Origin of the sequence: Paenibacillus filicis (assembly GCF_038070315.1) — a bacterium.
In the GTDB taxonomy this organism is placed as follows: Bacteria; Bacillota; Bacilli; order Paenibacillales; family NBRC-103111; genus Paenibacillus_G; species Paenibacillus_G filicis.
Genome location: NZ_JBBPCC010000019.1, coordinates 90,507 through 115,381, shown reverse-complemented (window position 1 = coordinate 115,381; position 24,875 = coordinate 90,507). Strand labels below are relative to the sequence as shown.

At 58.2% G+C, this 24,875-nt stretch carries 17 protein-coding genes; 13 read left to right on the top strand and 4 right to left on the bottom strand.

Annotated elements, in window-relative coordinates; genetic code table 11:
* Positions 1 to 37: 37 nt before the first annotated feature.
* The 3 genes from WMW72_RS25215 to WMW72_RS25205 all read left to right on the top strand — a co-directional run bounded on the left by WMW72_RS25215 (position 38) and on the right by WMW72_RS25205 (position 5,667).
* Positions 38 to 2,521, top strand: a complete 2,484-nt coding sequence (locus tag WMW72_RS25215; RefSeq protein ID WP_341418338.1) for a S1C family serine protease — start codon at positions 38 to 40, stop codon at positions 2,519 to 2,521.
* A 267-nt stretch (positions 2,522 to 2,788) separates the two neighbouring features.
* Positions 2,789 to 3,685 carry an ABC transporter ATP-binding protein gene (locus WMW72_RS25210; RefSeq protein WP_341418337.1) on the top strand — a complete coding sequence of 299 codons (897 nt, stop codon included), beginning with the start codon at positions 2,789 to 2,791 and terminating at the stop codon, positions 3,683 to 3,685.
* Between the two features lie 650 nt (positions 3,686 to 4,335).
* Positions 4,336 to 5,667 (top strand): MEDS domain-containing protein, encoded by a 1,332-nt coding sequence (locus WMW72_RS25205; RefSeq protein ID WP_341418336.1) that lies wholly within the window; start codon positions 4,336 to 4,338, stop codon positions 5,665 to 5,667.
* 114 nt (positions 5,668 to 5,781) lie between these two features.
* Here WMW72_RS25205 and WMW72_RS25200 read toward each other — a convergent pair whose 3' ends face one another.
* The gene (locus WMW72_RS25200; protein ID WP_341418335.1) at positions 5,782 to 6,657 is read right to left on the bottom strand and encodes a phosphatase PAP2 family protein; all 876 of its coding nucleotides are present in this window, start codon (positions 6,655 to 6,657) and stop codon (positions 5,782 to 5,784) included.
* Positions 6,658 to 6,772: 115 nt separating this feature from the next.
* Between WMW72_RS25200 and WMW72_RS25195 the strand changes: the two genes are divergently transcribed.
* The 4 genes from WMW72_RS25195 to WMW72_RS25180 all read left to right on the top strand — a co-directional run bounded on the left by WMW72_RS25195 (position 6,773) and on the right by WMW72_RS25180 (position 11,153).
* Entirely contained in the window at positions 6,773 to 7,723 is a 951-nt protein-coding gene (locus WMW72_RS25195) for a TRM11 family SAM-dependent methyltransferase (RefSeq protein WP_341418334.1), read from the top strand.
* 214 nt (positions 7,724 to 7,937) lie between these two features.
* The gene (locus WMW72_RS25190; protein WP_341418333.1) at positions 7,938 to 9,251 is read left to right on the top strand and encodes an MFS transporter; all 1,314 of its coding nucleotides are present in this window, start codon (positions 7,938 to 7,940) and stop codon (positions 9,249 to 9,251) included.
* 8 nt (positions 9,252 to 9,259) lie between these two features.
* Positions 9,260 to 10,216 carry a polysaccharide deacetylase family protein gene (locus tag WMW72_RS25185; RefSeq protein WP_341418332.1) on the top strand — a complete coding sequence of 319 codons (957 nt, stop codon included), beginning with the start codon at positions 9,260 to 9,262 and terminating at the stop codon, positions 10,214 to 10,216.
* Positions 10,217 to 10,334: 118 nt separating this feature from the next.
* Entirely contained in the window at positions 10,335 to 11,153 is an 819-nt protein-coding gene (locus tag WMW72_RS25180) for a protein kinase family protein (RefSeq protein WP_341418331.1), read from the top strand.
* A 143-nt stretch (positions 11,154 to 11,296) separates the two neighbouring features.
* Here the strand turns inward: WMW72_RS25180 and WMW72_RS25175 are convergent, their stop codons facing one another.
* Positions 11,297 to 11,485 (bottom strand): hypothetical protein, encoded by a 189-nt coding sequence (locus tag WMW72_RS25175; protein ID WP_341418330.1) that lies wholly within the window; start codon positions 11,483 to 11,485, stop codon positions 11,297 to 11,299.
* Between the two features lie 469 nt (positions 11,486 to 11,954).
* Here WMW72_RS25175 and abc-f point away from each other — a divergent pair, with 469 nt between their 5' ends.
* Positions 11,955 to 13,625 carry a ribosomal protection-like ABC-F family protein gene (gene abc-f, locus WMW72_RS25170; RefSeq protein WP_341418329.1) on the top strand — a complete coding sequence of 557 codons (1,671 nt, stop codon included), beginning with the start codon at positions 11,955 to 11,957 and terminating at the stop codon, positions 13,623 to 13,625.
* On the opposite strand, the gene WMW72_RS25165 is transcribed toward abc-f, so the two are convergent.
* Positions 13,589 to 13,813, bottom strand: a complete 225-nt coding sequence (locus WMW72_RS25165) for a hypothetical protein (protein ID WP_341418328.1) — start codon at positions 13,811 to 13,813, stop codon at positions 13,589 to 13,591. The two genes, abc-f and WMW72_RS25165, sit on opposite strands and share 37 nt — an antisense overlap.
* 209 nt (positions 13,814 to 14,022) lie before the next feature.
* On the opposite strand from WMW72_RS25165, the gene WMW72_RS25160 reads away from it, so the two are divergent.
* The 4 genes from WMW72_RS25160 (at position 14,023) to WMW72_RS25145 (ending at position 22,554) form a co-directional block, all read left to right on the top strand.
* On the top strand, positions 14,023 to 17,700 hold the full coding sequence (locus tag WMW72_RS25160) for an Npt1/Npt2 family nucleotide transporter (RefSeq protein WP_341418327.1): 3,678 nt from the start codon (positions 14,023 to 14,025) through the stop codon (positions 17,698 to 17,700).
* A 315-nt stretch (positions 17,701 to 18,015) separates the two neighbouring features.
* Positions 18,016 to 19,992: an LTA synthase family protein gene (locus WMW72_RS25155; RefSeq protein ID WP_341418326.1), complete on the top strand. Its 1,977-nt coding sequence runs from the start codon at positions 18,016 to 18,018 to the stop codon at positions 19,990 to 19,992.
* A gap of 278 nt (positions 19,993 to 20,270) precedes the next feature.
* Positions 20,271 to 21,590: a deoxyguanosinetriphosphate triphosphohydrolase family protein gene (locus tag WMW72_RS25150; protein WP_341418325.1), complete on the top strand. Its 1,320-nt coding sequence runs from the start codon at positions 20,271 to 20,273 to the stop codon at positions 21,588 to 21,590.
* A 109-nt stretch (positions 21,591 to 21,699) separates the two neighbouring features.
* Positions 21,700 to 22,554 (top strand): protein-glutamine gamma-glutamyltransferase, encoded by an 855-nt coding sequence (locus WMW72_RS25145; RefSeq protein WP_341418324.1) that lies wholly within the window; start codon positions 21,700 to 21,702, stop codon positions 22,552 to 22,554.
* Between the two features lie 57 nt (positions 22,555 to 22,611).
* On the opposite strand, the gene WMW72_RS25140 is transcribed toward WMW72_RS25145, so the two are convergent.
* Positions 22,612 to 23,301 (bottom strand): DUF1361 domain-containing protein, encoded by a 690-nt coding sequence (locus tag WMW72_RS25140; RefSeq protein WP_341418323.1) that lies wholly within the window; start codon positions 23,299 to 23,301, stop codon positions 22,612 to 22,614.
* A 303-nt stretch (positions 23,302 to 23,604) separates the two neighbouring features.
* Here WMW72_RS25140 and WMW72_RS25135 point away from each other — a divergent pair, with 303 nt between their 5' ends.
* On the top strand, positions 23,605 to 24,822 hold the full coding sequence (locus WMW72_RS25135; protein ID WP_341418322.1) for an MGDG synthase family glycosyltransferase: 1,218 nt from the start codon (positions 23,605 to 23,607) through the stop codon (positions 24,820 to 24,822).
* The last annotated feature ends 53 nt before the right edge of the window (positions 24,823 to 24,875 follow it).

The window sequence follows — 24,875 nt, the reverse complement described above, 5'->3', positions numbered from 1 at the left end:
TGGCCTGTTAGAGGGCTGACGGGGGAGAAACCTGACGATGACTAAGTTTACAATGTTAAGCCGCAAAGTGGCGCATGCGACCGCTTCGGCCATGCTGCTGGCCGTGCTCGCGGCGCCAGTTGCCGCTTATGCGGGAGCGGCCGATGACCGCGGCGCCATCCCCGCAGTAATCGAACAAACGACCTCGTCGGTCGTAGCCATTATCGGCAAGCCGGCAGACAACCGGAAGGTATGGGCGGCCAACCGCTACAATCTGGCACACGGTACAGGCGTCATCGTCCGCAGTGAAGGATACATCTTGACCAACGCCCACGTGGTCAAGGATATGCGTAATATAACGGTCGTGCTGGCGGACGGGAAGTCTTACACGGGCAAGACGACACATTACGACGAAGAAAGCGATCTGGCGCTGGTCAAGATCGAGGCGACGGGCCTGACTGCGGCCAAGTTCGCCAGCCCCTCGGACATCAAGGTCGGGGAGCCGGTGATGGCGATCGGGACTCCGCTGTCGTTCGCGCTGCGCAACTCGGTTACGTACGGGATCGTCAGCGGCATGGACCGCGCCGTTCAGTCCAAGTACCAGCTGATCCAGACGGACGCTGCGATCAACCCCGGCAACAGCGGCGGCGCGCTGCTGAATATGAAGGGAGAAGTCATCGGCATCAATACACTCAAATTCGTCGAATACGGGGTCGATAGCCTGAACTTTGCGATCCCGGTCAATACGGTGCAGCATGTGCTGGATCATTTCTTCAAGTACGGTAAGGTCAAGCGCCCTTATCTAGGCGTCGAGCTCGGCGAGAGCTGGGAGGCCGTCGTCGGCATTCCTTCCAGCAACGGCCTGGAGGTCACCTACGTCGAGCCGGATTCCCCGGCGGCGAAGGCAGGCATCAAGCAGGGCGACGTGCTGCTGGCCATCGAATCGTCGCCTACGGGCACGCTGGTGCAGTACAACGAGGCGCTGAAGAATTACTTGCCGCAGCAGAAGGTCAAGCTGACGCTTAAGTCCGGAGGGACCCAGCGGGTGGCCGAAGTTCTGCTGGGCGAGGATGAATCGAGCGCAACCTCGCTCGTGCGGGATGCGGACGGCTCTTACATCGATGCGGACCAGGGCAAGACGCATATCGGGGACAGCTATTACGGCTGGTCGATGAAGTATCCGGCCGGGCTGATCAAGAAGGAGCAGGACAGCGACGGGCAGAGCGTATCATTCGCCGACGCCAAGGGTGAATATGCGATCGACATCGAGATCGAGAACGATCAGAGCGCCGACTTGTCCCCGCTTGGCCTGCTGCGCAAGCTGGAAGCACAGCATCACGGCGACACGATTCTTGAGAAGCGTTATGTGGACCAGAAGTCCGATCCGTACGCCGTGATCGTAGGGAAATCCAGCTATGGCGGCCAGATGTACCAAAGCCGGGCTTTTCTGCGGGGAGACAAGATCTTCTACATCCTGCTGACGGTTTACAGCGAAGAGATGTACAACAACAATTTCAAACGCAACAGCTTCAATGACCTGTTGGATTCGTTCTTGCTGTCTTATGACGAGAAGAATGCGGGCCTGAAGGACATCTCCGTTCATCAAAGCACCAACACCATCCTTACGGATTACGGCATTACCTTCGATGTACCGGCCGACTGGAGCACAAATGGGTGGGGCAGCAGCTTGAGCTACCAGAGCGAGGAAGCGGACAAGGGACTCGTGGTCTCCGTGACGTCGGCTTCCTCGGGCGATACCTTGAAGGACTGGAGCACTCGAGACGCGGAGAACTTCACCCGGAAGTTCGTCTCGGATTACCGGAAGGCTAGCGAACCCCGGGAGACAACAATCGACGGCGTGCCGGCTATCGAGATGGACTACGCGTTCACCATGGGGGACAAGTGGCAGTATATGCATGCGATTTACCTAATTCGGGATAAGTATAAGTATGGCATGGTGCTGACTTATACGGATGAGTCCAACAAGAAGAGCATAGACGAGTTGGCCGAGAGCCTGAAGGCGTCCGTCCATTTTGTCAAGGATTCCGCCAACCGCTCGCTGGGCGTGATCCAGGATGAGGCGGAGCTGTCGAGCAGCAGCCGGACTGTGACCTATACGAGCAAGAAGTACCGCTATGCGGTGAAGGCTCCGGAGTTTTGGTACGGGGGGTATGAGCGCGACAAGGACCCGATTGTTAAATCGTTCTTGTTCCAAGGGGGCGGGATGACCGTGACGTCGGACGATTCCGGGGATCTTCAAGGCAAATTCACCGCACTGGAGAAGGAGTACAAGAAAAACGCCGAGGCGGATTCGGCGTATACGTACAAAACCTCGGACGAGGAGTTGTTCGGCACGTCCGTCAAGAAATTCGCGACCCAGTACAAGTCGCGTAACGTTCCTTATACGCAAGAAGACTACGTATGGGAGAAGAACGGAGTCGCCTACACGGCGCGCCTGCGCATCAACGATGCCGTCAAGACGGACGAGCAGTGGAAGCTGCTGAACGACACTTTGCGGTCGATGGCCTTCACGGAGAAGTAAACGAAGCGGCTCCGGCTCCGCCGGAACTCGCCGCCAGCCCCATAGACGCCTTGCCCAGCCTGATGGCTGGAGCAGGGCGTTTTGGTTTGGAGCGTGCCTGCGGGAGGCAAGCTTCAAGCATCAGCCGTTCGGCGGCGAACATTTTGTTACAAATGGAGATTGATGGTTGACAGTGATATTGATAAGCATTATCATTGAATAGAAACTTATAATGAGAATCATTATCACGTTCGATATATAAACTTCCAGATGCAAGGAGAGAATCTCATGTCCCGGTTATTCGCAGAGCGGCTTCAGATTGGCTATGGGGAAAGAATGATCGTCAATCAGTTGAACGTTAGTATTCCCAGCGGTAAAATTACGGCGCTTGTTGGAGCAAACGGTTCAGGTAAATCGACGATTTTGAAAACTATGGCACGGATCATGAGACCGCAGAAGGGCGGCGTATTCCTGGACGGGAAATCAATCCATCAGATGCAGACCAAGGAAGTAGCCAAGCAATTGGCGATGCTCCCGCAAAACCCGGTTTCTCCGGAAGGCTTGACCGTCAGCGAGCTCGTTTCCTTCGGCCGGTTCCCTCACCAGAAGGGATTCGGATCCTTGACCAAGGAAGACAAGGAAATGATCGCATGGGCGCTTGATGTAACGGGGATGAACGAATTCGCCGAGCGTCCGATCGATCAGATGTCAGGCGGACAACGTCAGCGTGCGTGGATCGCCATGGCGCTGGCACAAGGAACGGATATCCTGTTCCTGGACGAACCGACGACCTTCCTGGACATGGCGCATCAGCTCGAAGTGCTGAAGCTGCTCGAGAAGCTGAACCGTGAAGAAGGCCGTACGATTGTGATGGTGGTTCATGACTTGAACCATGCGGCGCTCTATGCCCATCATATCGTAGCCATCAAGCATGGCGATCTGATTGTGGAAGGCAGCCCGGAGGAAGTCATTACTTGCGATATGCTGCGTGAAGTATTCGCGATCCGTGCGGACATTATCCAGGATCCGCGTACCGGAGCCCCGCTGTGCTTCCCGTACGGATTGGTCGGAGATATCGAAGCGGGCGATGCTACACATGTTGCCGAGCCTGCAGCAGCGTCATCTGTGGTCAACGAGCAAGAAGAGGAGACTGCGCCTTACCGTCAAAAAGTAGGTGTGATCTAGAAATCATAAGGTAAGGCCCAGCTCTGCGGGTGCATGCGGCGGCGGGCCTTACCCTAAGGAAGTCCCTATCGCCCCGATGGCGATGAGGGACTTTTTGTCGTGTTCCGTCAGACGGAGACAGTGCGCTGGTCGCGACGTCCTTACGCTCCCTGAACCGCTGCACGTCCGCCAGAAAATTCAGAAAGCGAGCCCGCATTCTATCCAGGTATAGAATTCCAAATATTGTTCATTTTCCGTAGCAGGTTAGCCAGCATAAAGATCTCAATTGTTCGTTATGAAGGCTAATTTGTTGGCTGAAAAAGCTCGCTGCGAGGTTAGGATGACTACCATTGGTCAAAATTAACAGAAAATCAATGCCTGCAGGAAGATTTCAACTAAGCCGGATCATGCGCAAGAGAATGAAGAGAGGCGGTTTTAGCTCTTTTTTTCGCAATTCGTGTTTTTTCGAAGCTTTTCGCTGGTTTTCAGCATGGAATATCGGGATATTCCGTTGTCTTTTCGACCCGGAGAGATATAATAAAAGTAAAGCCTTACGGTGTTGACTATTATCCTTACTGGCGCTGACGTCGAAATCATGAGAGCCGCTCGCTTGAAGCTTCTCGGTTCGTCTCGGAACGGCTGAAGGAAACGAACATATCGGAGGAACAAGAATGGCTCCGCAAAACAGCATCCCTTTAACGAACAAGATTCATGTACCAAGCGGTTCGCATATTTTGTATTTTTTTAGTAATCACGATAAGTATATCGAGAACGCTGTTTCCTTTATTGTGTCGGGAGTAGACCTCGGTCAGCATGTCATCATCGTCGATACTCCGGACATGTACGAGGCCATGGAGCGGAAGCTTCTCGCTGAGTCGGATGAAGAACGCTGGCGCCCCCGCGTACATTACATAAGTCAGGCGGACTTCTATGAAACCTATGCGGATTTTCAGTTTGAACGCGTTCTGTCGAACCTCCATAAGGTGATTGAACCGTATGCGGAGAGTCAGACGGACATCCGCTTGTGGGGCCAGGTGGGCTGGCGGACGCAGGAAGACACCGTGGATAAGCTGTATGAATATGAATCCAGATGCGACATTGTGGTGGGACGGTATGGCTATATCACCGTATGCGCTTACGACGCGAATGCAGTCACTGCGGCCGTACAGCTGAAAGCGCTACAAACGCATCCGTACCTCATGACCGACGAAACGCTGGTGCTGTCCAGTCTGTATCCTCATGTGCCGGGAGAGCAATCCATGCATCCGGTGCTATCGGCCCAGCAGGACTTGGAGTCGCAGATGGACTTGTATAAGCAGAAGCTGGATTTTGCACATGTCGTTTCCCATGAAGTACGGAATCCGCTCACCGTCATCAAGGCTTACTCCACTTTGCTGATGAGCAAGGTGAAGGAGCCGGAAGACCGGGATAAGCTGAAGGCCATCTGTGATTATGTCATGCTGATCGATAATGAAATTTCCCACATCATCAATACGGAACAGATGCTGTCCACGGATTCACTCTGGCGGAGGAAGCTCACGGTACCGAGAGAGCTGCTTCTCGAGGTGATGGAGATCATGGATGTCAAGGCCCGTACCCAGAATATCCAACTGTATCATCGCATCCGGCTGGAAGGCGGGGAACGGCTGCTCAGCAACGCAACCGGGTTCAAGCTGATCGTATCCAACATCATCAGCAATGCGATTAAATATAGCGAGGAAGGCCGGCCCGTCTACTTCGATGCGTATTGCCGGGGAGGCAATCTGGTCCTGGAGACGGAGGATTTCGGCGTGGGGATGAATGAGAGTCAGTTAGAACGGCTGTTCCAGAAGTATGAGAAAACGAATGACCAGAAGGGCGGACAAGGCATCGGCTTGTTTATGGTCAAGCAGCTTGTGGAGCATCATCGGGGCGAGATCGAGGTATCCAGCCGGCTCGGCGAAGGTACGAAGATGACGGTAAGGCTTCCTATGCAGGAATCGGCTGTAGGGGAGGTCGGCTAGAGCTGTCCGGATTGCTCTATACGGCATGCTGCTGGAGCGGTCAGCCTAATAGATGTATAAGTAGTCGCTGGCTCCGAGCTTTCAGTGAATGTCAGCGGCAAGAGGGACCCGCTCTCAGGAGCGCAGGTCCCTCTGTTGCATGAAGTCGGGATGTCTCGTGGCCGTTTCCTTAAGCAGCAAGCGGCGCAGTACGACAAACAGGACGATCGTGATGCTCGTGCCTGCCAGCAGATCGGATGCGTAATGAGCGCCTGCGACCAGCCGGCTGTATGAGGTTAATGAGCCCCACAATAGGGCGGCTATCCAGGCGGCCCGGATCACATAGGGGCGGGCCAATGCGGCCGATGCGTACACAGGGAGCACCAGCATCGTCCAACTGTTAGCCGCATGCGAGGATGGGAAGGAGCGGTTGCCAGTCGGCCCCATCGGCGTGTACCAGGGGGTGTAGCCGCCACCATCGGGCAGCAGATCCCGGAAACGGACGCGGCCCCATACGGACTTGAGCGAGTGAATGATCGCCAGCTCTGCGCCGAGCAGCAGCAGGGTAAGCCAGGCGGCCTGGTTGAACCGGGACAGCTTGGAGGCCGGAGTGCGAGCTAGTGCCAGCTGGACAAGCGCTGTGACGGCAACGAGCATGATCAGTGTAACCATCCACTGGGCGGCGGAAAGCCTGAACGTTAGCGCACGTTCCAGGGTCATATGGACCAGCGCTAGTCCGGCAGCCAGTTGGACCGCAAGTGCCAACAGCCGTCTGAGCAAACGGGCACGGCCTGTAAGCAGACGGGCGGTGCTGTACAGGAGTTGTCCGGCTGCCCAGGCCAGCAGCATGGCGGGATGCTCGCCGTAGGCCTCGAACCAGCGGGCCCAGGCTGCGGCCGGGTTGGCAAGAGCCCTGGAGATGGCGAGGTCATGCAGACCGAGCCAGAGCGCGAGTATAGTCCAGAGCAGCACACTGCCTGCTGCGAGGAGGGGAAGACGTCGGAAGGTCATAGCGTTACAGCTCCTTGCTGGAATTCTGCTTTAGAATCAGATGGTATGAAGATAAGTATAAGCGATTTGCCGATGCTGCGTAAGCAAGCGGCACGGGAGGCCGGAGGAAAGAGGCATGATGGATCAGGAAACTTTATATGTATACACCTATGCTTTCCACGAGGATGAAGCCGAGTTGTGCGGGCTGGAGCAGCGAACTTGGTTCGGGGGAGTGGGAAGCGGAACGGGTGGGGCTGCGGCCTGGCTGGAGAGCGGGCTGCAGATTGACCCGAGCCGGAGTCCGTTCATGAAGCAGCGTCTCAGGGTTCGCTTCGAAGCGGCAGGGATCGAGGGCATAGCGAAGCAAGCCGCGCATATGCATGTCGATGTAGCGTCCTTCAAGGTGGTATTCGTACCCGCAGATGATGGGCTGGACTACGACCAGCGGCGCGCGATGGAGAGGCTCGTGGGAGCCTGTATCCGCAGCCGTGCGGAGATGCGGTCGCCGGACGTCCGCTTCGGAATAGCCAAGGTGTCTGGCCGATGGGTATTCGGAGAGCTGGAGGACCAGCAAGCCGTATGGCTGCAGCATAAAGACAAGCCCAAGCCCTATTCCACGGCGCTAAGTACGCGGGTGGCACGGGCCATAGCCAATATCGCGGTCCCTCATCCGGAAGGCGTCCGGGCGGTTGATCCATGCTGCGGCATCGGTACCGTCGTCATCGAAGCGCTGTCGATGGGGATCGCGATGGAGGCTTTCGATAAAAATCCATTGGCTGTGCTGGGAGCCAGGGAAAACCTGCGCTATTTCGGGTATCCGAATGAGGTAGGTATTCGAGATATCCGGGACCTGGTGGGCCCTTACGACGCAGCCGTGCTCGACCTGCCCTATAACCTGTGCTCCAAGCTGTCTGAGGCCGATCAGCTGGAGCTGCTGGCAAGCGCCCGGCGGCTGGCCAGCCGCGTTGTGGTCGTGGCAATCGACCCGATCGGGGAGCAGTTCTCCAAGGCTGGACTTCGGCCGGTTGACGGCTGCCAGATCCGCAAGGGCTCATTCTGCCGGTACGTAACGGTGTGCGAAGCTTGAGCCGGAGGCAGCGGAGCGGGCACTTGGCTTGCGTTCAGCCAGCTGCCCGGGCCAGGCGTTGCCGGTTGCCTTGAAGATGGGGCAGCCCTTGCAGGAATGAGTCGTTGCGCGGGGAATACATATAACATATCAACGGATCACCCGAGGCGGGTGACCGGCCTTTGACTTCGAGGAAGCGCATACATTATCTCCTTGCGGACGGAGGAACTGTGCAATGCGAGCCAAATTTGTAAACTCCCCGATTGCTTTCGCGTTCGGCATGCTGGCGATGATGATTCCCAGCCAGGCGTTCAGTGCTTTCTACAGCTACTACTATGTGGAGAAGCTGGGCCTCGGCGTCGGTCTGGCGACGGTGGCGCGAACGGTTTATCTGATCTGGGATGCGGCCAATCAGCCGCTTGCCGGGTATTTGTCCGACCGGACCCGAACGCGCTATGGGAGGCGCAAGCCGTGGATATGGTCCGCAATTCCGCTTTTTATGATGACCTTCTGCATGATCTTTGCGGTGCCGGAGGGGCTTTCCGGGAACGGGTTGTTCGTTTGGTTCCTGGTGGCGCTGATTTTGTTCGAGGGCGTGGCGACCATCCTCTGGGTGAATTACGGCGCATTGTTTCCGGAGCTGTTCCGGGGAGAGCGGGTCCGCACCAAGGCTTCCGCCATCCAGCAAGGATTTCAGATCGTTGCTATTCTGATCGGCTCTGCCGTTACGCCTCTGCTGTTCACCCGGATAGGATTCGGCTACATGTCGGTGGTGTACGCAGTCGTATTCGCGGTGTTCATGCTGCTGTGCATGGGGTCGGTGAAGGAGAACGCGGAGATCGCCGAGGAACCTCGACTGCCGCTGAAAGAAGCATTCCGCGAAACGCTGAAAAACCGGGAGTTTTGGATTTTCAACCTGGCTAACTCCTTCGCCCAGACAGTAAACGGGCTGGTCAGCTCAATGATTCCGTTCTATGCCAAATACGTACTGCGGATTCCGGAAGCTCAAGTATCGATTCTGCTGGCCTCGGTATTCGTGTCCGTTATCCCTCTGGTGGCCGTCTGGTACCGAATCGTCCGCCAGCTGGGCGCTGTCTGGGGCTGGCGTGTGTCTCTGGCCGCTTACGGCCTATCCGTCATCCCGCTATGGTTCGGCAGCAGCCTGATGAGCGGTATCGCCGCAGGTATTCTGGTGGGCTTCGGCCTGGCCGGCTTCCTGGTTACGCCCCCAGTACTGAGCAGCCGCATTATCGACCGGGATTTCGAGCGTACCGGGCAGCGGAGAGAAGGCGTGTATACGGCGGTCGGAGGGTTTATCACACGCTCCAGCGGCCTGATCTCGGCACTGGCCTTCTGGGTGGTGGGCATGACCTTCGGCTATGTGAGCGGTGATCAGCCGGGGCCGGACCCCGCGGGGACCTTCCGGGTTCTGATTAGCGTTGTCCCCTTGTGCCTACTGGCGATTGCCTTCCTGCTGTCGCTTACGGTGATGCGGGACGGGATGCCTCCGGGACGGGAACTCTCGAATGATATGCAGGAAGGAGGCTGAAGGTTAGGATGATGATACATACTGCTAAGTCCGCGAAGCTGCTGATCCTGAATTGCGACGACTTCGGGCAGAGCTGGGCGGCCAACGAAGCTATCATGCATTTACTAACGGAGGGAAAGGTATCCTCAGCGACGATTATGCCGCCGGCCCCTGCCTTCGAGGAGGCTGCGGCTTGGTGTCTCAAGACGGGGGAGCAGCGTGTCGGCCTGCATCTGACTCTAACGAGCGAGTTCGAGGGGTTCCGCTGGAGCAGCTTGACCGGCGCCGCTTCGCTTCAAGACGAGAGCGGACAGCTGCATCGAACGGTTGAGGCGTTCGAGAGGCAGGCGGTACCCGCCGATGTGAAGCGGGAATTGGTCGCCCAGTATGAGGCGGTACGCCGGGCGGGGCTTCGGATCTCCCATGTCGACAATCATATGGGCAGCCTGTACGGGCTGGCAACGGGACGCAGCTATCTGCCGGATGTCCTGTGGCGCTGCGCGCGCTGGGGTCTGCCGTTCCGCCTGTTCCGGAAAATTGATCCCCGGGACAGCTTCTTGGCCTCCATCCCAGGAGCCCAGGGAACGCTGAATAAGGTGGTGGCGCTCGCCGATGCACTCGGAGTTCCGCTGCCCGACTACCTGATATCGCATCCGTACCACACGGAGCCGGGGGAAACGTACGAAAGCTTCAAGGGGATGCTCATCGGCAAGCTCTACGAGCTGCCGGAAGGCGTGGTCGAGACGTATATCCATCCTGCTGCCGACGATGCGGTCATGCGAGAGCTGATTCCATCCTGGGAGAAGCGGGTATGGGAATACCGGCTTATGCTGGATGATGACTTTGCTTATGCGCTGCGCGATGCCGGGGTGACGCTGACAGACTATGCCTATGTCCAGGCTCATCAGCGGCAGCCTAGGCTGCCCGGAGCTGCCCGGTTGGTCCGCATGCTGCTGCCGGGAGCAGAACGGGCTGACAGGCACTGAGACTGTTTAGGAGGCATCAGGGAACGGTGAGCCCAGCCCGGCAGGAAGCTCTGCGCATTGAAGACGAAAGCTTCCATGGCGTTTAAGCCGTGTAATTGACGGGAGAGGGGGCGCGGGCATGATTGGTTATTTACGGGGCGCTTATCACGCCTGGTTGGATTATCCGCTGCCGGCCGGGTACGAGCTGCAGAGACGGTACCGCCTCCTCCGCTCTCTGGGGGAAGGCAGCTATGGCCTGGCTTACCTGGCTATGGACGCTGCCTCAGGGAGTCCCGTCGTATTGAAGCAAGCTAGGCCAAGCAAGCGGGAGCTCGGTCGTAGACTGCTGATTCGCGAGCAGGAGGCGCTCCAGGTGCTCGGGCATCCCGATCTTCCGGCTTGCGGGGCATTGATAGAGGAAAGACGTCACCTGTGGCTACCCATCGAGTGGGTGGACGGAGCGACCGTGGAGGACCTGATTTTCACGCAGAGACGGGGCTTCACGGAGCTGGAGAGCCTGAAGTTTCTCGAGCGGCTGCTTCCGGTTGTCGCGTTTATTCACGAGAGGGGCTGGGTCCATCTCGATCTGCGGATTCCGAATGTTATGGATTGCGCGGGCCGTCTCAAGCTGATTGACTTCGGACTAGCCCGCCGTATCGGCGACATGGAAGGCCTGGAGGCGCCGCAGAACGGGGAGGAGGAGCGGCGCCGCCTGCCGCGTGTGGAGAGCGATCTGTACGCTCTCGGTCATTTCCTGCTGTTCCTCCTATATGCTTCGTACGAGGGAAAGCCAGGACAGGAAGAACGCGGATGGCAGGAGGAGCTGGACCTGTCTGAGGCGACCGCCCGCTTGCTGAACAGACTGATGGGGGAGGACGCGGTCTATCCAAGCGCTGCCGCTCTGGCGGGCGACGTTGGACAGGCGGTGGCGGCACTGAGCAGCCAGCCCGGAAGGTGAATAGCCCCTCATGTGGTAGACGAGGGGCTGCAGGCTGTTAGGAAAGAGGCTATCGGCCGGGAAGTAGCGGCTAACGGAGTCCTGCTTACGGTTAGCCGACTTCCGCTCGGGGCATCAGCCGGACTTGAACCCGTTCCAAGTGCTTAGGAGCTGGAATGTTTTCTTTTCTTATAATAGCTGGAGCCGTAAGGACGGCGCTGGCTGTACCGGTCTGACGATGAGTGGCGGTGCGGGCCGGTACGACGGTACTGATCGGAGCTGTTGCCGTAACGGCGGGAATGCTTGGAATGAAGCGCGCTGTTCAATAATTTGCCCAGAAGACGTTTAATCAAGCGAGTTCCTCCTCTCTTGTCTTGGCATGATTTACGCAGGCAGCGCCGGAAAGTTTCATTATAAATGGATAGCCCCTTGTTACTGGGGGCTGCTGGCTGTATAGTGAACGGTATTCGGGACCCTTGCGGTTCCCACTTCGAAAGGTGGTATTTCTTGCCGATGTGGACACTTCGTTTGCATGCTTAATATCCAAAAACCGGATGTAACATGCAGACACGCGCCTTCCTGAGTTTCGGGATAAGGCGGGTGTGGCGATAGGCACAAGTCTGTCGCAGACACCGTGTACGAAGGAGATCGTTGTTCTCTTCGCACACCGAATAAGTACCCGCGCCGCCAAGGAATAAGCCGCCTGCTGCTGGAGCCTGATTGTCTCCTCGAGGGGTTTGTTTAGCCGTGGGTGCGCTGCATTCACGGTTTTTGGTGTTCTCGGCCTAATTTTACCCCAAGCGGTGCAAGGAGGAATTTGGTATGCAGATCTTGATATTGGATAAATTGACGAAGGGATACGGGGATCATACCGTGCTGGAACAGGTCTCTTTTCATTTGAATCAGGGAGAGCGCGCGGCGCTTGTTGGAGAGAATGGGGCAGGGAAGTCGACCTTGCTCAAGCTGGCGGCGAGCTGGGAGCTGCCGGATGAAGGGGAGGTCCGTGTGGGGCTGTCTGCCCGGGTCGGCTATCTGCCGCAGACGGTGGAAGTCCGGGGTGGCCTGAGTATCGGGGGCTACCTGGATGCGGCCCTAGGCGAAATACGCGAGCTTCAGGCGGAGATGGACCAGCTGACTGCAGCGCTGGGCAGCGGAGGGCAGGAGCCGGAGCAGGCTGATGTGCTGCTGGCAGCATACGGTATGGCGGCCGAGCGGTTCGAGGCGTTAGGGGGCTATGAGGCGGATTATCGCACGGCCATCGCGCTGGACGGCTTGGGACTCGGCAGCATGCCGCGCGAACGCGGTGTCGACACGCTGTCCGGTGGCGAGAAGCGGCGTCTAGCCTTGGCTGGGCTGCTGGCATCCGCACCGGATTGCCTGCTGCTGGATGAGCCGACCAATCATCTCGATGAGCAGGCGATTCGGTGGCTGGAGAGCTATATAGCCGGGTATCAGGGTACAATACTGTTCGCGTCTCACGACCGGCTGTTTATGAACCGGACGGTGAATCGCATGATCGAGATCGATGAGGCCACCCGTCGTTGTACGTTCTATACGGGCAATTACGATGCGTACCGGGAGCAGAAGCGGCTGGAGCGGTTGCGATGGGAGGAGGAGTACGAGCGGGAGCAGGAGGAAATCCGGGAGCTGCGTCATCAGGCCAAGGACAAAGGCTACCGGGTGGCATACAATCGCCCGGCGACGGATCGTGACAAATTCATCACGAAATTCCAGGGAGAGCGGGTGCAGCGCCGCATCTCGCAAAATATCCGGAAAGCGGAGAAGCAGCTGGAACGCATCCTGGATAATCCGGTACCGAGGCCGCCCGAACCGCTAAGCTTTCGGATCAGGCTGGATCGCGGAGGCGCAGACGGTGCCGGCGGCGAGTCTTCGCTGCACGTGAGCGGGCTTGTCTGTGCGGTGGAAGAAGGCCGTCCGCTGTTCGCTCCGCTGAGCTTCAGCCTGCAGGGGCCGCAGCGGCTGTTAATCGCCGGACCCAACGGCACGGGCAAGACCACGCTGCTGCGTGTGCTGACCGGCGAATGGGAGGCGATGGCAGGAAGGGTCGTTCTTTCCTCGGAATCGCGGATCGGCTACCTGGAGCAGGAACGGCAGCTATCCCCTGAGGATTGCGCCAAAACGGTACTGGAGCTTTACCGCGAAGGGCGGATCGGCTACCTGGAAGACCATACCCGCGAGCTGCTGGACACCGGATTGTTCCGGCCCGGCGAGCTGGACCGGAAGGCCGGGGTGCTGAGCCCGGGACAGCTGCGCAAGCTATCTCTGGCCCGGCTCATCGTGGACCAGCCTGATATCCTGCTGCTGGATGAGCCGACGAATCATCTCAGCCTCGAGCTGGTCGAGCAGCTCGAGCAGGCTATTCACAGATTTCCGGGACCGGTCCTGATGGTCTCGCATGACCGGTGGCTCATCGGACAGTTTGCGGACCATGTTCTTTACTTGACCCCTGGGAACCTGCGCTCCAGCGAGTGAAGGAGCTCTCCGTAGCCGTCCCTGAGCTCTGCGATGGTGATCAGCTCCGGGATGCTGCGGCGTTCCTCCTCGGTGTGCTGACTCAGCACACCCGATAGCCCTTCATAATTAAATTGCAGCTCCTTGTGCGTCTGTATGAGCTTTTCTAATACGACGCCGATCAGATTGGAATACGTGTCCATAGACATGCCGGGATAACCTCCTAAGCGGAAATATAGAGGATTCTATTCGTTCGAAACGTAGCACAGGACCGCCGTTAAATCAAGCCGGCGAAGGCAGTCAGGCGAAATTCGGTAACCCGTTAAATTTGATAAATCTTTAGTTTTTCTCCGTATCCCTTTGTAGTAGAATCGGAAACAGAACAATCATCGCGATACGGGGAACGGAGAATTCAACTATGGGCAAGCAGGACCTGCGCAAGCGCCTCGGAGGGGCTATAGGCGCATTCACAGCCGATCGGGAAGAGTACGTGAAGGTGCTCCTTCTGTTCGGCTATTTATTTGGCGTGACTGCGGCTTCGATCGTCGGCCGGACGGCAGCGGATACGATGTTTTTGAGCCGATTCGATGCCTCCGCACTGTCGATGATGTATTTGCCGCAAGCGCTTGCGCTGATGGCAGCGGGCTTCGCCTACCAGCGGTTCGCAGGGAAATGGAGGCAGGACCGTTTCACATTGGGCCTCATTGCAGCGGTGGGGCTGCTGTCCCTACTGTCCCGGCTTGGTGTAGCCGCAGGCTTTCCCTGGATATTCCCCGTTATTTATATTGGATTCGACGTCTTAAATTTTCTGATGGTGGTCTGTTTCTGGCAGTTCGCCACCTCCGTCCTGGATCAGCGCAAGGCCAAGCGGATGATCGGACTGGTCGGAAGCGGAGGGATTGCGGGAGGCATCGTGAGTGGCTTCGGGCTTAAGTTGCTGGTCGGAGGACTAGGGACGGAGAATTTAATCATCGTTTATGCGCTCCTCCAACTCATAGGGCTGGGCTTCGTACGGCTGCTGGCGAAGCGGGCGGGCGAGGAGAGCGAACTGCTGGCGCGGCCCAAGCCGTCTGCCCGGAGCCGGGGAGCTAATAAGCCGGGAGGATCGAGCGGCGGATCCTTCCGCACCTTCATGGAGCATGTGCCTCATCTGAAGTATGCGGCCATTCTGGCGGGGGCTATGGTCCTGTCGCTGGTATTCGTCGATTACCAGTTCAAGCTTATTCTGAAAGGAACCTTGCAGCATGACGCGCTGGCCGGGTTTATGGGCAGCTTCTACGGATTCTCCGGCCTGCTGGCGCTGGCTGTGCAGCTGTTCATAGCCGGGCCGCTGATTTCCCGGTTCGGGGTGATGACGGCGCTGCTGATTTTTCCGCTCGCACTACTTGCAGGGAGTACGGGGGTGCTATTCGCGCCGGTTCTCGCCATGGCGGTAGCGGTCAAGGGATCGGATAAAGTACTGGGCGATACGATCTATTCCTCGGTGAATCAACTGATCATGCTGCCAGTTGCCCCGGAGTGGCGGGGCAGGGCCAAGGGATTTCTCGACGGTGTCGCCCGCAATGGGGCTAAGGGCTTGGCCGCGCTGCTGCTGCTGGCGCTGTCACCGGTCTTGACGGCCGCCCAGTTCAGCTACCTGACACTGGCGGCCGTGGTGGTGGCAGTTGTCGCGGCCTTCCGCCTGAAAAGCGCGTATATGCACACGCTGCTGCGTTCCTTGAGCAGCCAAGATCTGGACCTGCAGGAAGCCCGGCTCGATCTGATGGACCCTGACAGCCGCAGGCTGCTGACCGACGCGCTGACGAGCGGACAGGAGGCGCAGACGCTGTATGCGCTGCGTGTGCTCGGACAGCTGGAAGGGTTTGAGCTGGCCAGTTATATACCGGCGCTGCTCAGGCATCCGTCGGAAGCAGTAAGGGTCTGGGCGCTGGATTGGATTCGGGAGCACACGCCTTCCGGTATGGAGGCAGAGGCGTCCCGTCTGGCGGAAGCCAGCGACGGTTCTTCCGTTCTCCGTGCCCGGGCATGGCTCGCCACAGCAGCCTATGCCAGAGATGAATGGCTGGAGCCGTTGACGGGACAGCTCGGGGACCAAGATATTCAGGTGAGGTCGGCTGTCATCGCCGGGCTGATCCAATACTACGGAATTGAGGGCATGTTCCGGGCGGTTGGCGTGTTGAAGGAACTGATCTCCAGTTCCCGGGAGGAAGAACGGACTGCCGTGGCAGCGTTGTTCGGCCAGATCGGGCTGCCGACGTTCTACAAGCCGCTGCTCCCGCTGCTTCAGGATAACTCCGTCCGCGTCCGGGTGCGTGCGCTGGAATCGGCAGCCGTCCTGCGGGTTCCGGAATTAATAGCTCCCATTATTCCGCTGCTGGCTGACGGACGCACGCGGGGGGCTGCGCTCGACGCCTTGGCCAGCTATGACGAAGGCATGCTGCTGGGACAGGTCCAGCCGTATCTGCTGGACGGTCAGCCGGCCCCTGCCTTCCTTCCGCAGGCGCTCGCCCGTATCGGCGGAGCGCGTTCATTCGCGCTGCTGCTGGGGGCATACGGTGATGCGCAGGAGGAGCTGCGGCAACGGCTGCTTGCCGCGTTGATCTCCATCCGGATCAAGGGAGAGCTGCAGACGGGTATCGCTGAGGCCGATGTCATAGAGGCCTATATCCTCTCGGAATTGGAGCGTTACTGGCTGTATGCGCAGGGCCGCGATGAGCTGGCCGGGAGCCCGGCTTATGCGGAGATTGCCATGGCGGCGGGCGAAGCCGGAAGGCGCACGGCCGAGCGGATATTCGGTCTGCTGGCGCTCAGCTATGATCCGGATACGATCCGGGCGGTACAGGCGAATGCGTCGGGTTCGGACGCCCGCCGTCAGGCTAGTGCGGTCGAGGTTATGGACCAACTGCTAACGGGCAAGCTGCGGACGGCGATCATCAAGCTGATGGTCTATACACCCGGTAAGGGCGCCGCAACGGGAGCGGCCCCTCAGGACGCCGCGAAAACGGCTGCCGATCTGCTGGCAACGGGAGAGCCATGGCTGCGGACGGTGATTCTGGCTTCAGATGTTCTGGGTAGCGAACTGGGTCTGGACGTTCCGTCCTCTCATCGCTGGTCGCAGGCGGAACGGTCAGATGCCGCGGCTGAGATGGAGCGCGTGCGGATGCTTAGCCAGATCGGTCTGTTCCAGGGGCTGACAGGACGTGAGTTGGCAGCACTGGGGGCTAGCCTGCAGCTTGTGCGGGCGGAGGGGGGCGAGACCGTCATCCGGGAAGGCGAGTCGGGGGATGCCTTGTACATCATCCGGGAAGGAACGGCGGACGTGCTGCGCGCCGGACAGCGGGTAGGGCAGCTCGGAGGAGGAGACTGCTTCGGGGAAATGGCCGTGCTGACGCGCAGTGTACGAGCTGCCACGGTTGCGCCCGTAGGAAGCAGTATGCTCTGGAGACTGGATTCGGGCAGCTTCTATGAATTGCTGTTCGATCACCGGGAGATCGCGCTGTCGATGATGGCGATCTTGTCTCGCCGCCTGCGTACGGTCAACCGGGAAGTTTCGACCGTTCCGGCGGAAGCCGCCGTCGCGCTAGAGGAAACTGCCGGAGAAGTGACGCTTTCGGCAGGCGACTTGCAGGCTGATGAGAGGAAGAACGAGCCCTCCGGGCAAGCTTCGCTTGCGCCGTCAAGCGGAACGATACTGCGCCGCGTGCTGGTGCTCCAGCGGATCGGGTTATTCGCCCATCTGTCTGAGGGTGACATTGTACAATTGGCCGGCATGGTCGAGGAGCTGCGCTATGAGGCGGGCGAGGCGGTGGTTCGTGAGGGCGAGCCTGGCGACTGCCTGTACGGCATTATTGAAGGCGGTGTGCATGTGCAGCGGGAAGCCGGTCATCGGCTCGCGACGCTGGGAGCCGGCGATTGCTTCGGCGAGATGGCGCTGATCGACGGGGAGCCGCGTTCAGCGGACTGCATAGCGGCCGGTCCGACCCTGCTCCTGCGCCTGCATCGCGAGCAGGTGCTGGGCTTCTGCTTCGAGCGGCTGGATGTGCTGAAGGGGATGATGCGGGTGCTGGCTGTGCGGCTGCGGGATACGCAGGGCTAACGGGCTTTGCAAGAACAGCAGGGCCATTAATCAAGGCCAGTAATAAGCAACATAGGATACGGATGGCTGCCGGCATAAGGTGGCCCGGTTCTTCCCATGGAACCGGGCTATTTGGCGTCTGCCGGAGACGGCTGGCTTTGTCGAATCAGGTCGCTCGCAACCGGGGCGGATGAACCATTTTCTAACTTTCAGCTAATTTTCATGTTTCTTTAATATTTACCGTTTACAATGTCTTAACAAGGTCTTAACAAGGTTAAGAAATGGTTAATATTATATGTCCGCCTTCCATAGCGGGCCGATAGGAGAGTGACCAGGGTGCGTAACACTACTGCGAGGAGTCGGACCAGACGGGCCCGCCCCTCAAAAACCCGGGCGGTTCACACCATCGTCCTATGCACGGCGATCCTAGTTCTTTCACTGCTGCTGGCAGTTGGCATGGAGCTTCTGCATCGGGGTTCTCTGCCCGAGACATGGGCTTGGATTTCCCTGCATCCTCAGTTATTCGCGTTGAACGGGCTGCTGGCCATGCTCGTTTTATTATTGCTGTATGCCATCTGCGGGGCCGTATCGGGAGCAGTCGCGCTAAGCGCTGTGATCCTGTCGCTGGTCGCGCTGATCAGCTACTTCAAGAGGAAGCTGATCGGCGAGCCGTTTTTTCCATGGGATATTTTTCTGAATAAAGAAAGCATGAACATTCTGCCGCTGGTGACGAGCCGCGAGGCGATCATGCAGCTTAGCCTCTCTGGGCTGTCGGCGGTGCTGCTGTTCTTGCTGGGTACCCGGCTGCCCAAAGTCAGAGTGCGTATTCCGGTCCGTATCGTGATGGGCTTGCTCTGCGTGTTTGCCTTGTACAGCTTCGGGGTCCGCGCGTCTTGGACCAATACGCTGATTAATAAGGCCGGGGTGAACGAGATTGTCTGGAACCAGTCGGAGAACTACGCCGAGAACGGTCTGGCGGTTGCCTTCACGATGAACGTGAAAAATACGATCGTCAAGCGGCCCCCCGGTTACACGGAGCCGGCAATGAAGGGGCTGGCCGAGAGCTTGAGCGAAACCTTCGGGTATCGGCAGGCCAAGGCGGTTACCGCCACTACGGGAAGCGGGGTTGGGAATAGCAGCAAGCAGCCGAACGTCATTTTCATTATGAATGAAGCGTTCTGGGACCCTACTCTGCTGCCCGGCGTAACCTTCGATCAGGACCCGCTGCCAACGGTGCACCGGCTGCAGAAGGAGAGCACGAGCGGTTACCTGCTGTCTCCGCAGTTCGGGGGCGGTACGAGCAACGTCGAATTTGAGGTGCTCAGCGGCCAATCGATGAGCTTCCTGCCTGCGGGGTCGGTGCCTTACCAGCAGTATATTTCTAGGCCGCTGCCAAGTCTGGCTTCGTATTTCAAGGAGCAGGGCTACGCGGCTACGGCTATCCATTCGTACGAAGGCTGGTTCTGGAACCGGGAATCCGTATACCGGTACATGGGTTTCGATCACTTCATCAGCAAGGACGGCTTCGAGCAGCCGGAATACCGGGGAGCCTTCATCTCCGATGACGAGGTATCCCGCAAGATCATCAATGAGGTCGAGAAGAATGACGATCCGACCTTCATCTATGCGGTGACGATGCAGAATCACGGACCTTATGACGACCGCCGTTATGGCGATCAGGAGATTCAAGTGAAAGGCATGCAGACGGATACGGCCCGGGATACGTTGGCCACTTATGCCCAAGGTGTCCGAGATGCGGACAGAAGTCTGCAGATGCTGATCGATCATTTCCAGCAGTCCGATGAGCCGACGATGATCGTCTTCTATGGAGACCACTTGCCGATGCTCGGCTATGATTACGACGTGTACGCGCAAGCCGGGTTTATCTCCACCGGCCGTTCCGATCAGTGGTCGCTGGAGGAACTGAAGAAGATGCAGAGCGTGCCATTCGTGACCTGGTCCAACTTCAATCTGCCGAAGGAAACGGTGCCGACGATCAGCAACTCGTTCCTCGGCGCTTACATGCTCGATCGTCTCGGCATGGAACTGCCTCCAATCTGGGCGTATCAGCTTGGTCTGGCACAGAAGGCTCCTGGTCTGCTGCGCAACCTGGTGGTGACGTCCGACGGAGCGCTGCACAGCGAGATGCCCCCAGCTATTCAGGAGGATGCAGAGGTGTATAAAGAGCTGCAATACGACGAGCTGTTCGGCGAGCAATACGTGGCCCAGTTCCTGAACAGCCATTCGCCTGGCGGGCAGCAGCCTGCGATGGCTGCGGAGGCTGAGCAAGATCCAGATCCACCAGCACAGTGATTTCCCACAGCCTGACGGCGGAACCTCAGAGCCGCGTCAGGCTTTTTTATTTGCCCATCGCCGAAATCCGATCTGTACAGTCCGGAGAGCTGCTAAGGGGTGCGAGGGAGTGCTGTAAACTTACAGGAGTCGCCTGCCCCTCCTCAGAAGGGTCTCTTGCCGCTTTCTCTACTTGCCGCAAGTGTGGTACAATTTGCAACAAAATCGTTCGGTCGTACAGGCAGTCAGGCTGGGCAGCAGCCTACCGGACCGAAAGGGCATGTCGAGGGGGAACAACAATGGATTTGCGCAAATTTCGGCTGGACGAACCGGCTCATGGCACTTTCAGCGAAGAACGGGATGAATACGAGCGGGATTATGCACGGCTGATCCAGTCGCCGGCCTTCAGACGGCTGCAGGGCAAGTCGCAGGTGTTTGGCGCGGGGTCTGGAGACTACTACCGGACCAGACTGACGCACTCCATCGAGGTGTCCCAGATCGCTCGGGAAACGGCGCGCCGCTTGAACAAGCAATATCCTTTGCTGGAGCGCAAGGAGCATCCGGCGCTGGTGCTGGATCCGTCTGTCGTCGAGTGCGCGGCACTGGCTCATGATCTCGGCCATCCTCCCTTTGGGCATAAGGGCGAGGAAGTGCTGAACGACTTGCTTCACGAGCAGTATGGACTCGCGTATGAGGGGAATGCGCAGAATTTCCGCATTCTGATGTTTCTGGAGAAGCGGGCGGGCAGCGGCAGCGGGCTGGATCTGACGGCAGCGGTATTGCTGGCGATCAATAAGTACCCCTTCTGCCTGGATGATCCGGGCCGGCTCAAGGGTGTGTACGGGATGGAGTGGGGCGACGGCATCGGCCTCATCCGCGACCGCTGGAATATGCCGGCAGGCTGCTCCACGCTGGAGGCGCAGCTGATGGACTTATGCGACGATATCGCCTATTCGACGCATGATATCGAGGATGGGATCCGGGCGGGCAAGATTCAGATGAACCGGACCTTCTTCGAGGACGGCCGCTTGGTGGAGCATCTGGTGCAGGAGATTGTAGATGATCACGGCAACTCTGAAGTGGGCTGGGATCAGGTCGATATCCCGCTGATGGTGAAAGAAGTGCTGACGGCCTATCTAGCGCAATGGGAGGAAATTTATGTAGCCTGCGACCGCGAGGCCTCGCGCACACGCAGGGAGATGAAGGCCCGCTGGGTCAGCATGTTCGCCGGCCGGGTCGGCATCATCGACGATCCGGTGAAGAGCTGGAAGAAGATCACCTTTGTCCGGGACGGACAGCAGGATCTGGAGCTGCTTCGGACCATGGAAATTCTGAAGAAGCTGGCATGGGTGACGCTGATCAAGGATTTCCGTGTTCAGCGGCTGCAGAAGCGCAGCGAGATCATGATCCGGCGCCTCTGGGAGAGCTTTATCGTGCCGGAGCAGGGCCGCTTGATCCTGCCCCCGGACTGGGTGGAGAATTACGAGCATCATGTGGCGAATTGGTCCTGGCCTCGTCTCGTGGCCGACTATATCTCGGGCATGACGGATGCGTATGCCGAGAAGGTGTATACGGAATTGTTCGCCAGCAAATCCGGTTCGATCTATGAGATGGATTGACATGCCGTGTGAATTCGCCTGACGGAAAAGGCCTGAACGCCGCCCCCTTCGCATAGGATGGTACAGAGGGATACCGTCCCGGTACCCTCAAGCGGAGGAGGGCTGCCAAGTGGTCTTTATACAGGGCGTGGAAGCGCCGCTATACCTGCCCGGCGTTACCCCGGTCGAGCAGGATATCTATAACCGTAAGCGTAACAGTCCGACGCCGTTCCACTACGCGTCGATGGAGGCCTTGCTGTTCGAGCTGAGGACAAGAGCGGCGATTGTCGCAAGCGCGCGGGCGCTGGGGCGCAGCGGCGCGGTGTTCGAGATATTCGACTTGTCGCGCTGCAACGAACGGTACTGGAGCCGGACATATAACGGGGGCTTCGAGCTGAGGCCGGGGGTTAGCCCATCGGCTGCGATCGAGGATATTTTTATCAATGGCCGCTACTATGCGTTCGAGTGCGCAACGGCCATCATTATTATTTTATATAAGGCTGTGCTGGACACGATCGGACGCGAGGCGTTCGACCGTTCGTTCGGGCGGCTGTATTTGTACTCCTGGAATCATGATGCGGACTTGAAGCTGATTACGTCGAAGGGCAAGGGAGAGGCTTTTCCTGGGGATGTACAGTACTTTAAGAACCCGCAGGTAGATCCGAGAAAGATGCAGTATCAGGGGGAAAATGTGATCGTGATGCCTGAGGGCGGTTACTTCGGCCACGGAATAGGAGTCACGTCTGCGGCGGATATTGTGTCCAAGCTGAACAGGCACCGCATTCCGTTCGCAACGCAGGGAGCCTTCTTGCTGGACGAAGCGACATACCCGGATTTCGACTACTTGCTGTCGCTGGCGGGAGGGACGGCAGGACAAAATCAAAATGAGGGAGCCGGAGCTTCAGGCCAAACCTGGGGGATGGCGCCGCCCGGTCCATACCCGGTGAGGGCGCGCATCGGCTCCAGAGGGTTCCTGTTCAGTTGATCGAGGCTGACGGGCTGTGCCTGCCGGCACGGCCCGTCCTGTCACGTGGCCAGCCGATCACCAGGAGGACCTGGGGCGTTCGGTGCTGTGCAGGAACAGGTACAGCATCCCGTAGGCGGCCAGAATGAACAGGCCGAACAAGCCGCAGAAGGCGAGCGCCTGCGGCTCCAGGCTTGACAGCAGGGACGTGCGGAGCTTGGCCGGGTCGGCAAGCACATCCCAGCTGTTCAGCCGGTATTCCCTGCCGAGCAGGATGCCGTAGGCGGATAGCAGGGAGACGGCTGCAACACCAAGCCAGGATAGGGGCGCACCTAAACGGCCGCGCATCATGTAATGCCACTGGTACATCGACACGAAGCCGAGCAGCAGTCCATTCCATGCAATCAGCAGAATGATCAGGAAGTCATACCAGTAGGAGAAGGCATACCAATTACCTTCCACATAGCTATTCTTGAGGATGGTCAGATGAATGAAATCGGTCAGGATGTAAGTCGAGTTCGGCAGGAACAGCAACCACACCAGGGCAAGGAGCGTCATCAGCAAAGCCGGCGGTTTATAATACCGGTTATGAAGCAGCCAGGCTGCAGATGACAAGAGGAACGGAATCCAGGCCAGGAATAAATTCCAAAGCAAAAAATCATAGTAGGTAGTATGATTCAAGGTAGTCAGGATCGTGTAAACAACTACACATACCAAGGTCAGACCAACAAGACCGGCGGCTGATTTGCCCCAGGCTAGCTCTCTCATAGGGGATGATTCTCCTTTCAGGAAAACATAGGCGCAGCATTCTGCACCTGGAAAAGCTTACCTCACAGTCTACCACAGCTGGCTGGTAGAGGAAAGGCTATGCCGGGCCGCATACGGCGTTGCAGAGGTTTGGGTATTTTTTAAATTATCGTTGGCGAATATGGTATTCTGGAGGAAAGCCGCCCCTTCAGCGAATCTTCTTTCAGCCTTTGACTGGAACAACATGTTTCGGTCTGTGATTTTGGCGGTAAAACACTTTACATAGGGCTAAACTATGAAACGGACGATGCAGGAGGCGTAATCATGTCTAAACCCATAACCCGGCCGTCCAAGCTCCGTGCCTTAATCCTCACCGGCGACCTGGGAGACGGTCACCGGCAGGCGGCAAGAGCTCTGGCGGAAGTATGCGGCACTTCGGAAGCGCCGTCGGTGCAAGCCGAGGTTGTCGATTACATGCAGGAAGTCTATGCCCTGCTGCATCCTGTGATGAAATACGGTTTTTTAAAGGGTGTTGAAAAGCTGCCATTTCTCTACGGGTACGTGTACCGCAAATCGCGGTACCGTGTACATAAATCCTTACTCTCCAGGACGTTCCTAAGGCTTGGCCGTTCGAAGCTTCAGGAGCTTGTCGAAGCTCGAAAGCCGGATCTTATCATCTGTACGTTCCCGCTGGCTGCAGCTGCCGTATCCTCGCTGAAATCCGAGGGCCGGTGCTTGGTTCCGCTGGTAACCGTCATTACGGACTACGCGGACCATTCCCTATGGATTCAGCCGCATACGGACTTGTTTCTGGTCGGCTCGGACGGGGTAGCCCGTGCGCTTGAGGGCAGAGGCATCGCGGCTGCTGCGATCTGCGTGACCGGTATTCCGGTTCGGACAAGCTTCTTCGAATCCGGGGACCGGGCTACTTGCCGGAAGCGGCTGGGGCTTGACCCGGCTCGGCAGGTCGTGCTCGTGATGGGCGGAGGCTGGGGATTGATGACGGAGGAAACCCGTGCTTTAATCCGCTCGCCACGTGTGCGCGAGAGCATGCAGCTTATTTTCTTGTGCGGGAGCAATGAGTCGGCCAAGCGGTTGCTGGAGAAGGAGCTTGCCGAGTATCCTGGACCGCATGTGCGGATACTCGGGTTTGTGGACGACATTCACCTGTGGATGGGGGCGGCGGATCTGCTCCTGACCAAGCCGGGCGGGCTGACTACCTCCGAAGCGATTGCCTCCCGGCTGCCGATGCTGCTATACAAGCCGATTCCCGGGCAGGAGGAGGAAAATGCGCGAATGCTGGGACAAGCAGGTGTCGCCATTCTCGCTTCGAAGAAGCAGAGCCTGCTCGACCAGCTGCTCGCGCTGACTGCTGACGAGCCAGGGCTTGCTGCGATGCGCCTCCAGGCTGAGGCGCTCAGACGGGCCCGTCCGGTTCACGTAGCCTGGAACGCGATGCTGAAGCTGCCTGAGGGCGAAGCTGCAGGTCAGGCGGCCCGTCCGGCCGTCTCTGTGCGCGAGTCCGTCCGTGAAGCCTGGTAAGGCGAAGCCCAAAGCCTGAGGCACAAATAAACGCCCCTTAGCCGGGGCGTTCG

What these genes read in the sequence shown, in the direction of transcription:
- WMW72_RS25215 (WP_341418338.1), top strand. Translation starts at nt 38, where the DNA reads ATGACTAAGTTTACAATGTTAAGCCGCAAAGTGGCGCATGCGACCGCT.
- WMW72_RS25210 (WP_341418337.1), top strand. Translation starts at nt 2,789, where the DNA reads ATGTCCCGGTTATTCGCAGAGCGGCTTCAGATTGGCTATGGGGAAAGA.
- WMW72_RS25205 (WP_341418336.1), top strand. Translation starts at nt 4,336, where the DNA reads ATGGCTCCGCAAAACAGCATCCCTTTAACGAACAAGATTCATGTACCA.
- WMW72_RS25200 (WP_341418335.1), bottom strand. Translation starts at nt 6,657, where the DNA reads ATGACCTTCCGACGTCTTCCCCTCCTCGCAGCAGGCAGTGTGCTGCTC.
- WMW72_RS25195 (WP_341418334.1), top strand. Translation starts at nt 6,773, where the DNA reads ATGATGGATCAGGAAACTTTATATGTATACACCTATGCTTTCCACGAG.
- WMW72_RS25190 (WP_341418333.1), top strand. Translation starts at nt 7,938, where the DNA reads ATGCGAGCCAAATTTGTAAACTCCCCGATTGCTTTCGCGTTCGGCATG.
- WMW72_RS25185 (WP_341418332.1), top strand. Translation starts at nt 9,260, where the DNA reads ATGATGATACATACTGCTAAGTCCGCGAAGCTGCTGATCCTGAATTGC.
- WMW72_RS25180 (WP_341418331.1), top strand. Translation starts at nt 10,335, where the DNA reads ATGATTGGTTATTTACGGGGCGCTTATCACGCCTGGTTGGATTATCCG.
- abc-f (WP_341418329.1), top strand. Translation starts at nt 11,955, where the DNA reads ATGCAGATCTTGATATTGGATAAATTGACGAAGGGATACGGGGATCAT.
- WMW72_RS25165 (WP_341418328.1), bottom strand. Translation starts at nt 13,813, where the DNA reads ATGTCTATGGACACGTATTCCAATCTGATCGGCGTCGTATTAGAAAAG.
- WMW72_RS25160 (WP_341418327.1), top strand. Translation starts at nt 14,023, where the DNA reads ATGGGCAAGCAGGACCTGCGCAAGCGCCTCGGAGGGGCTATAGGCGCA.
- WMW72_RS25150 (WP_341418325.1), top strand. Translation starts at nt 20,271, where the DNA reads ATGGATTTGCGCAAATTTCGGCTGGACGAACCGGCTCATGGCACTTTC.
- WMW72_RS25140 (WP_341418323.1), bottom strand. Translation starts at nt 23,301, where the DNA reads ATGAGAGAGCTAGCCTGGGGCAAATCAGCCGCCGGTCTTGTTGGTCTG.
- WMW72_RS25135 (WP_341418322.1), top strand. Translation starts at nt 23,605, where the DNA reads ATGTCTAAACCCATAACCCGGCCGTCCAAGCTCCGTGCCTTAATCCTC.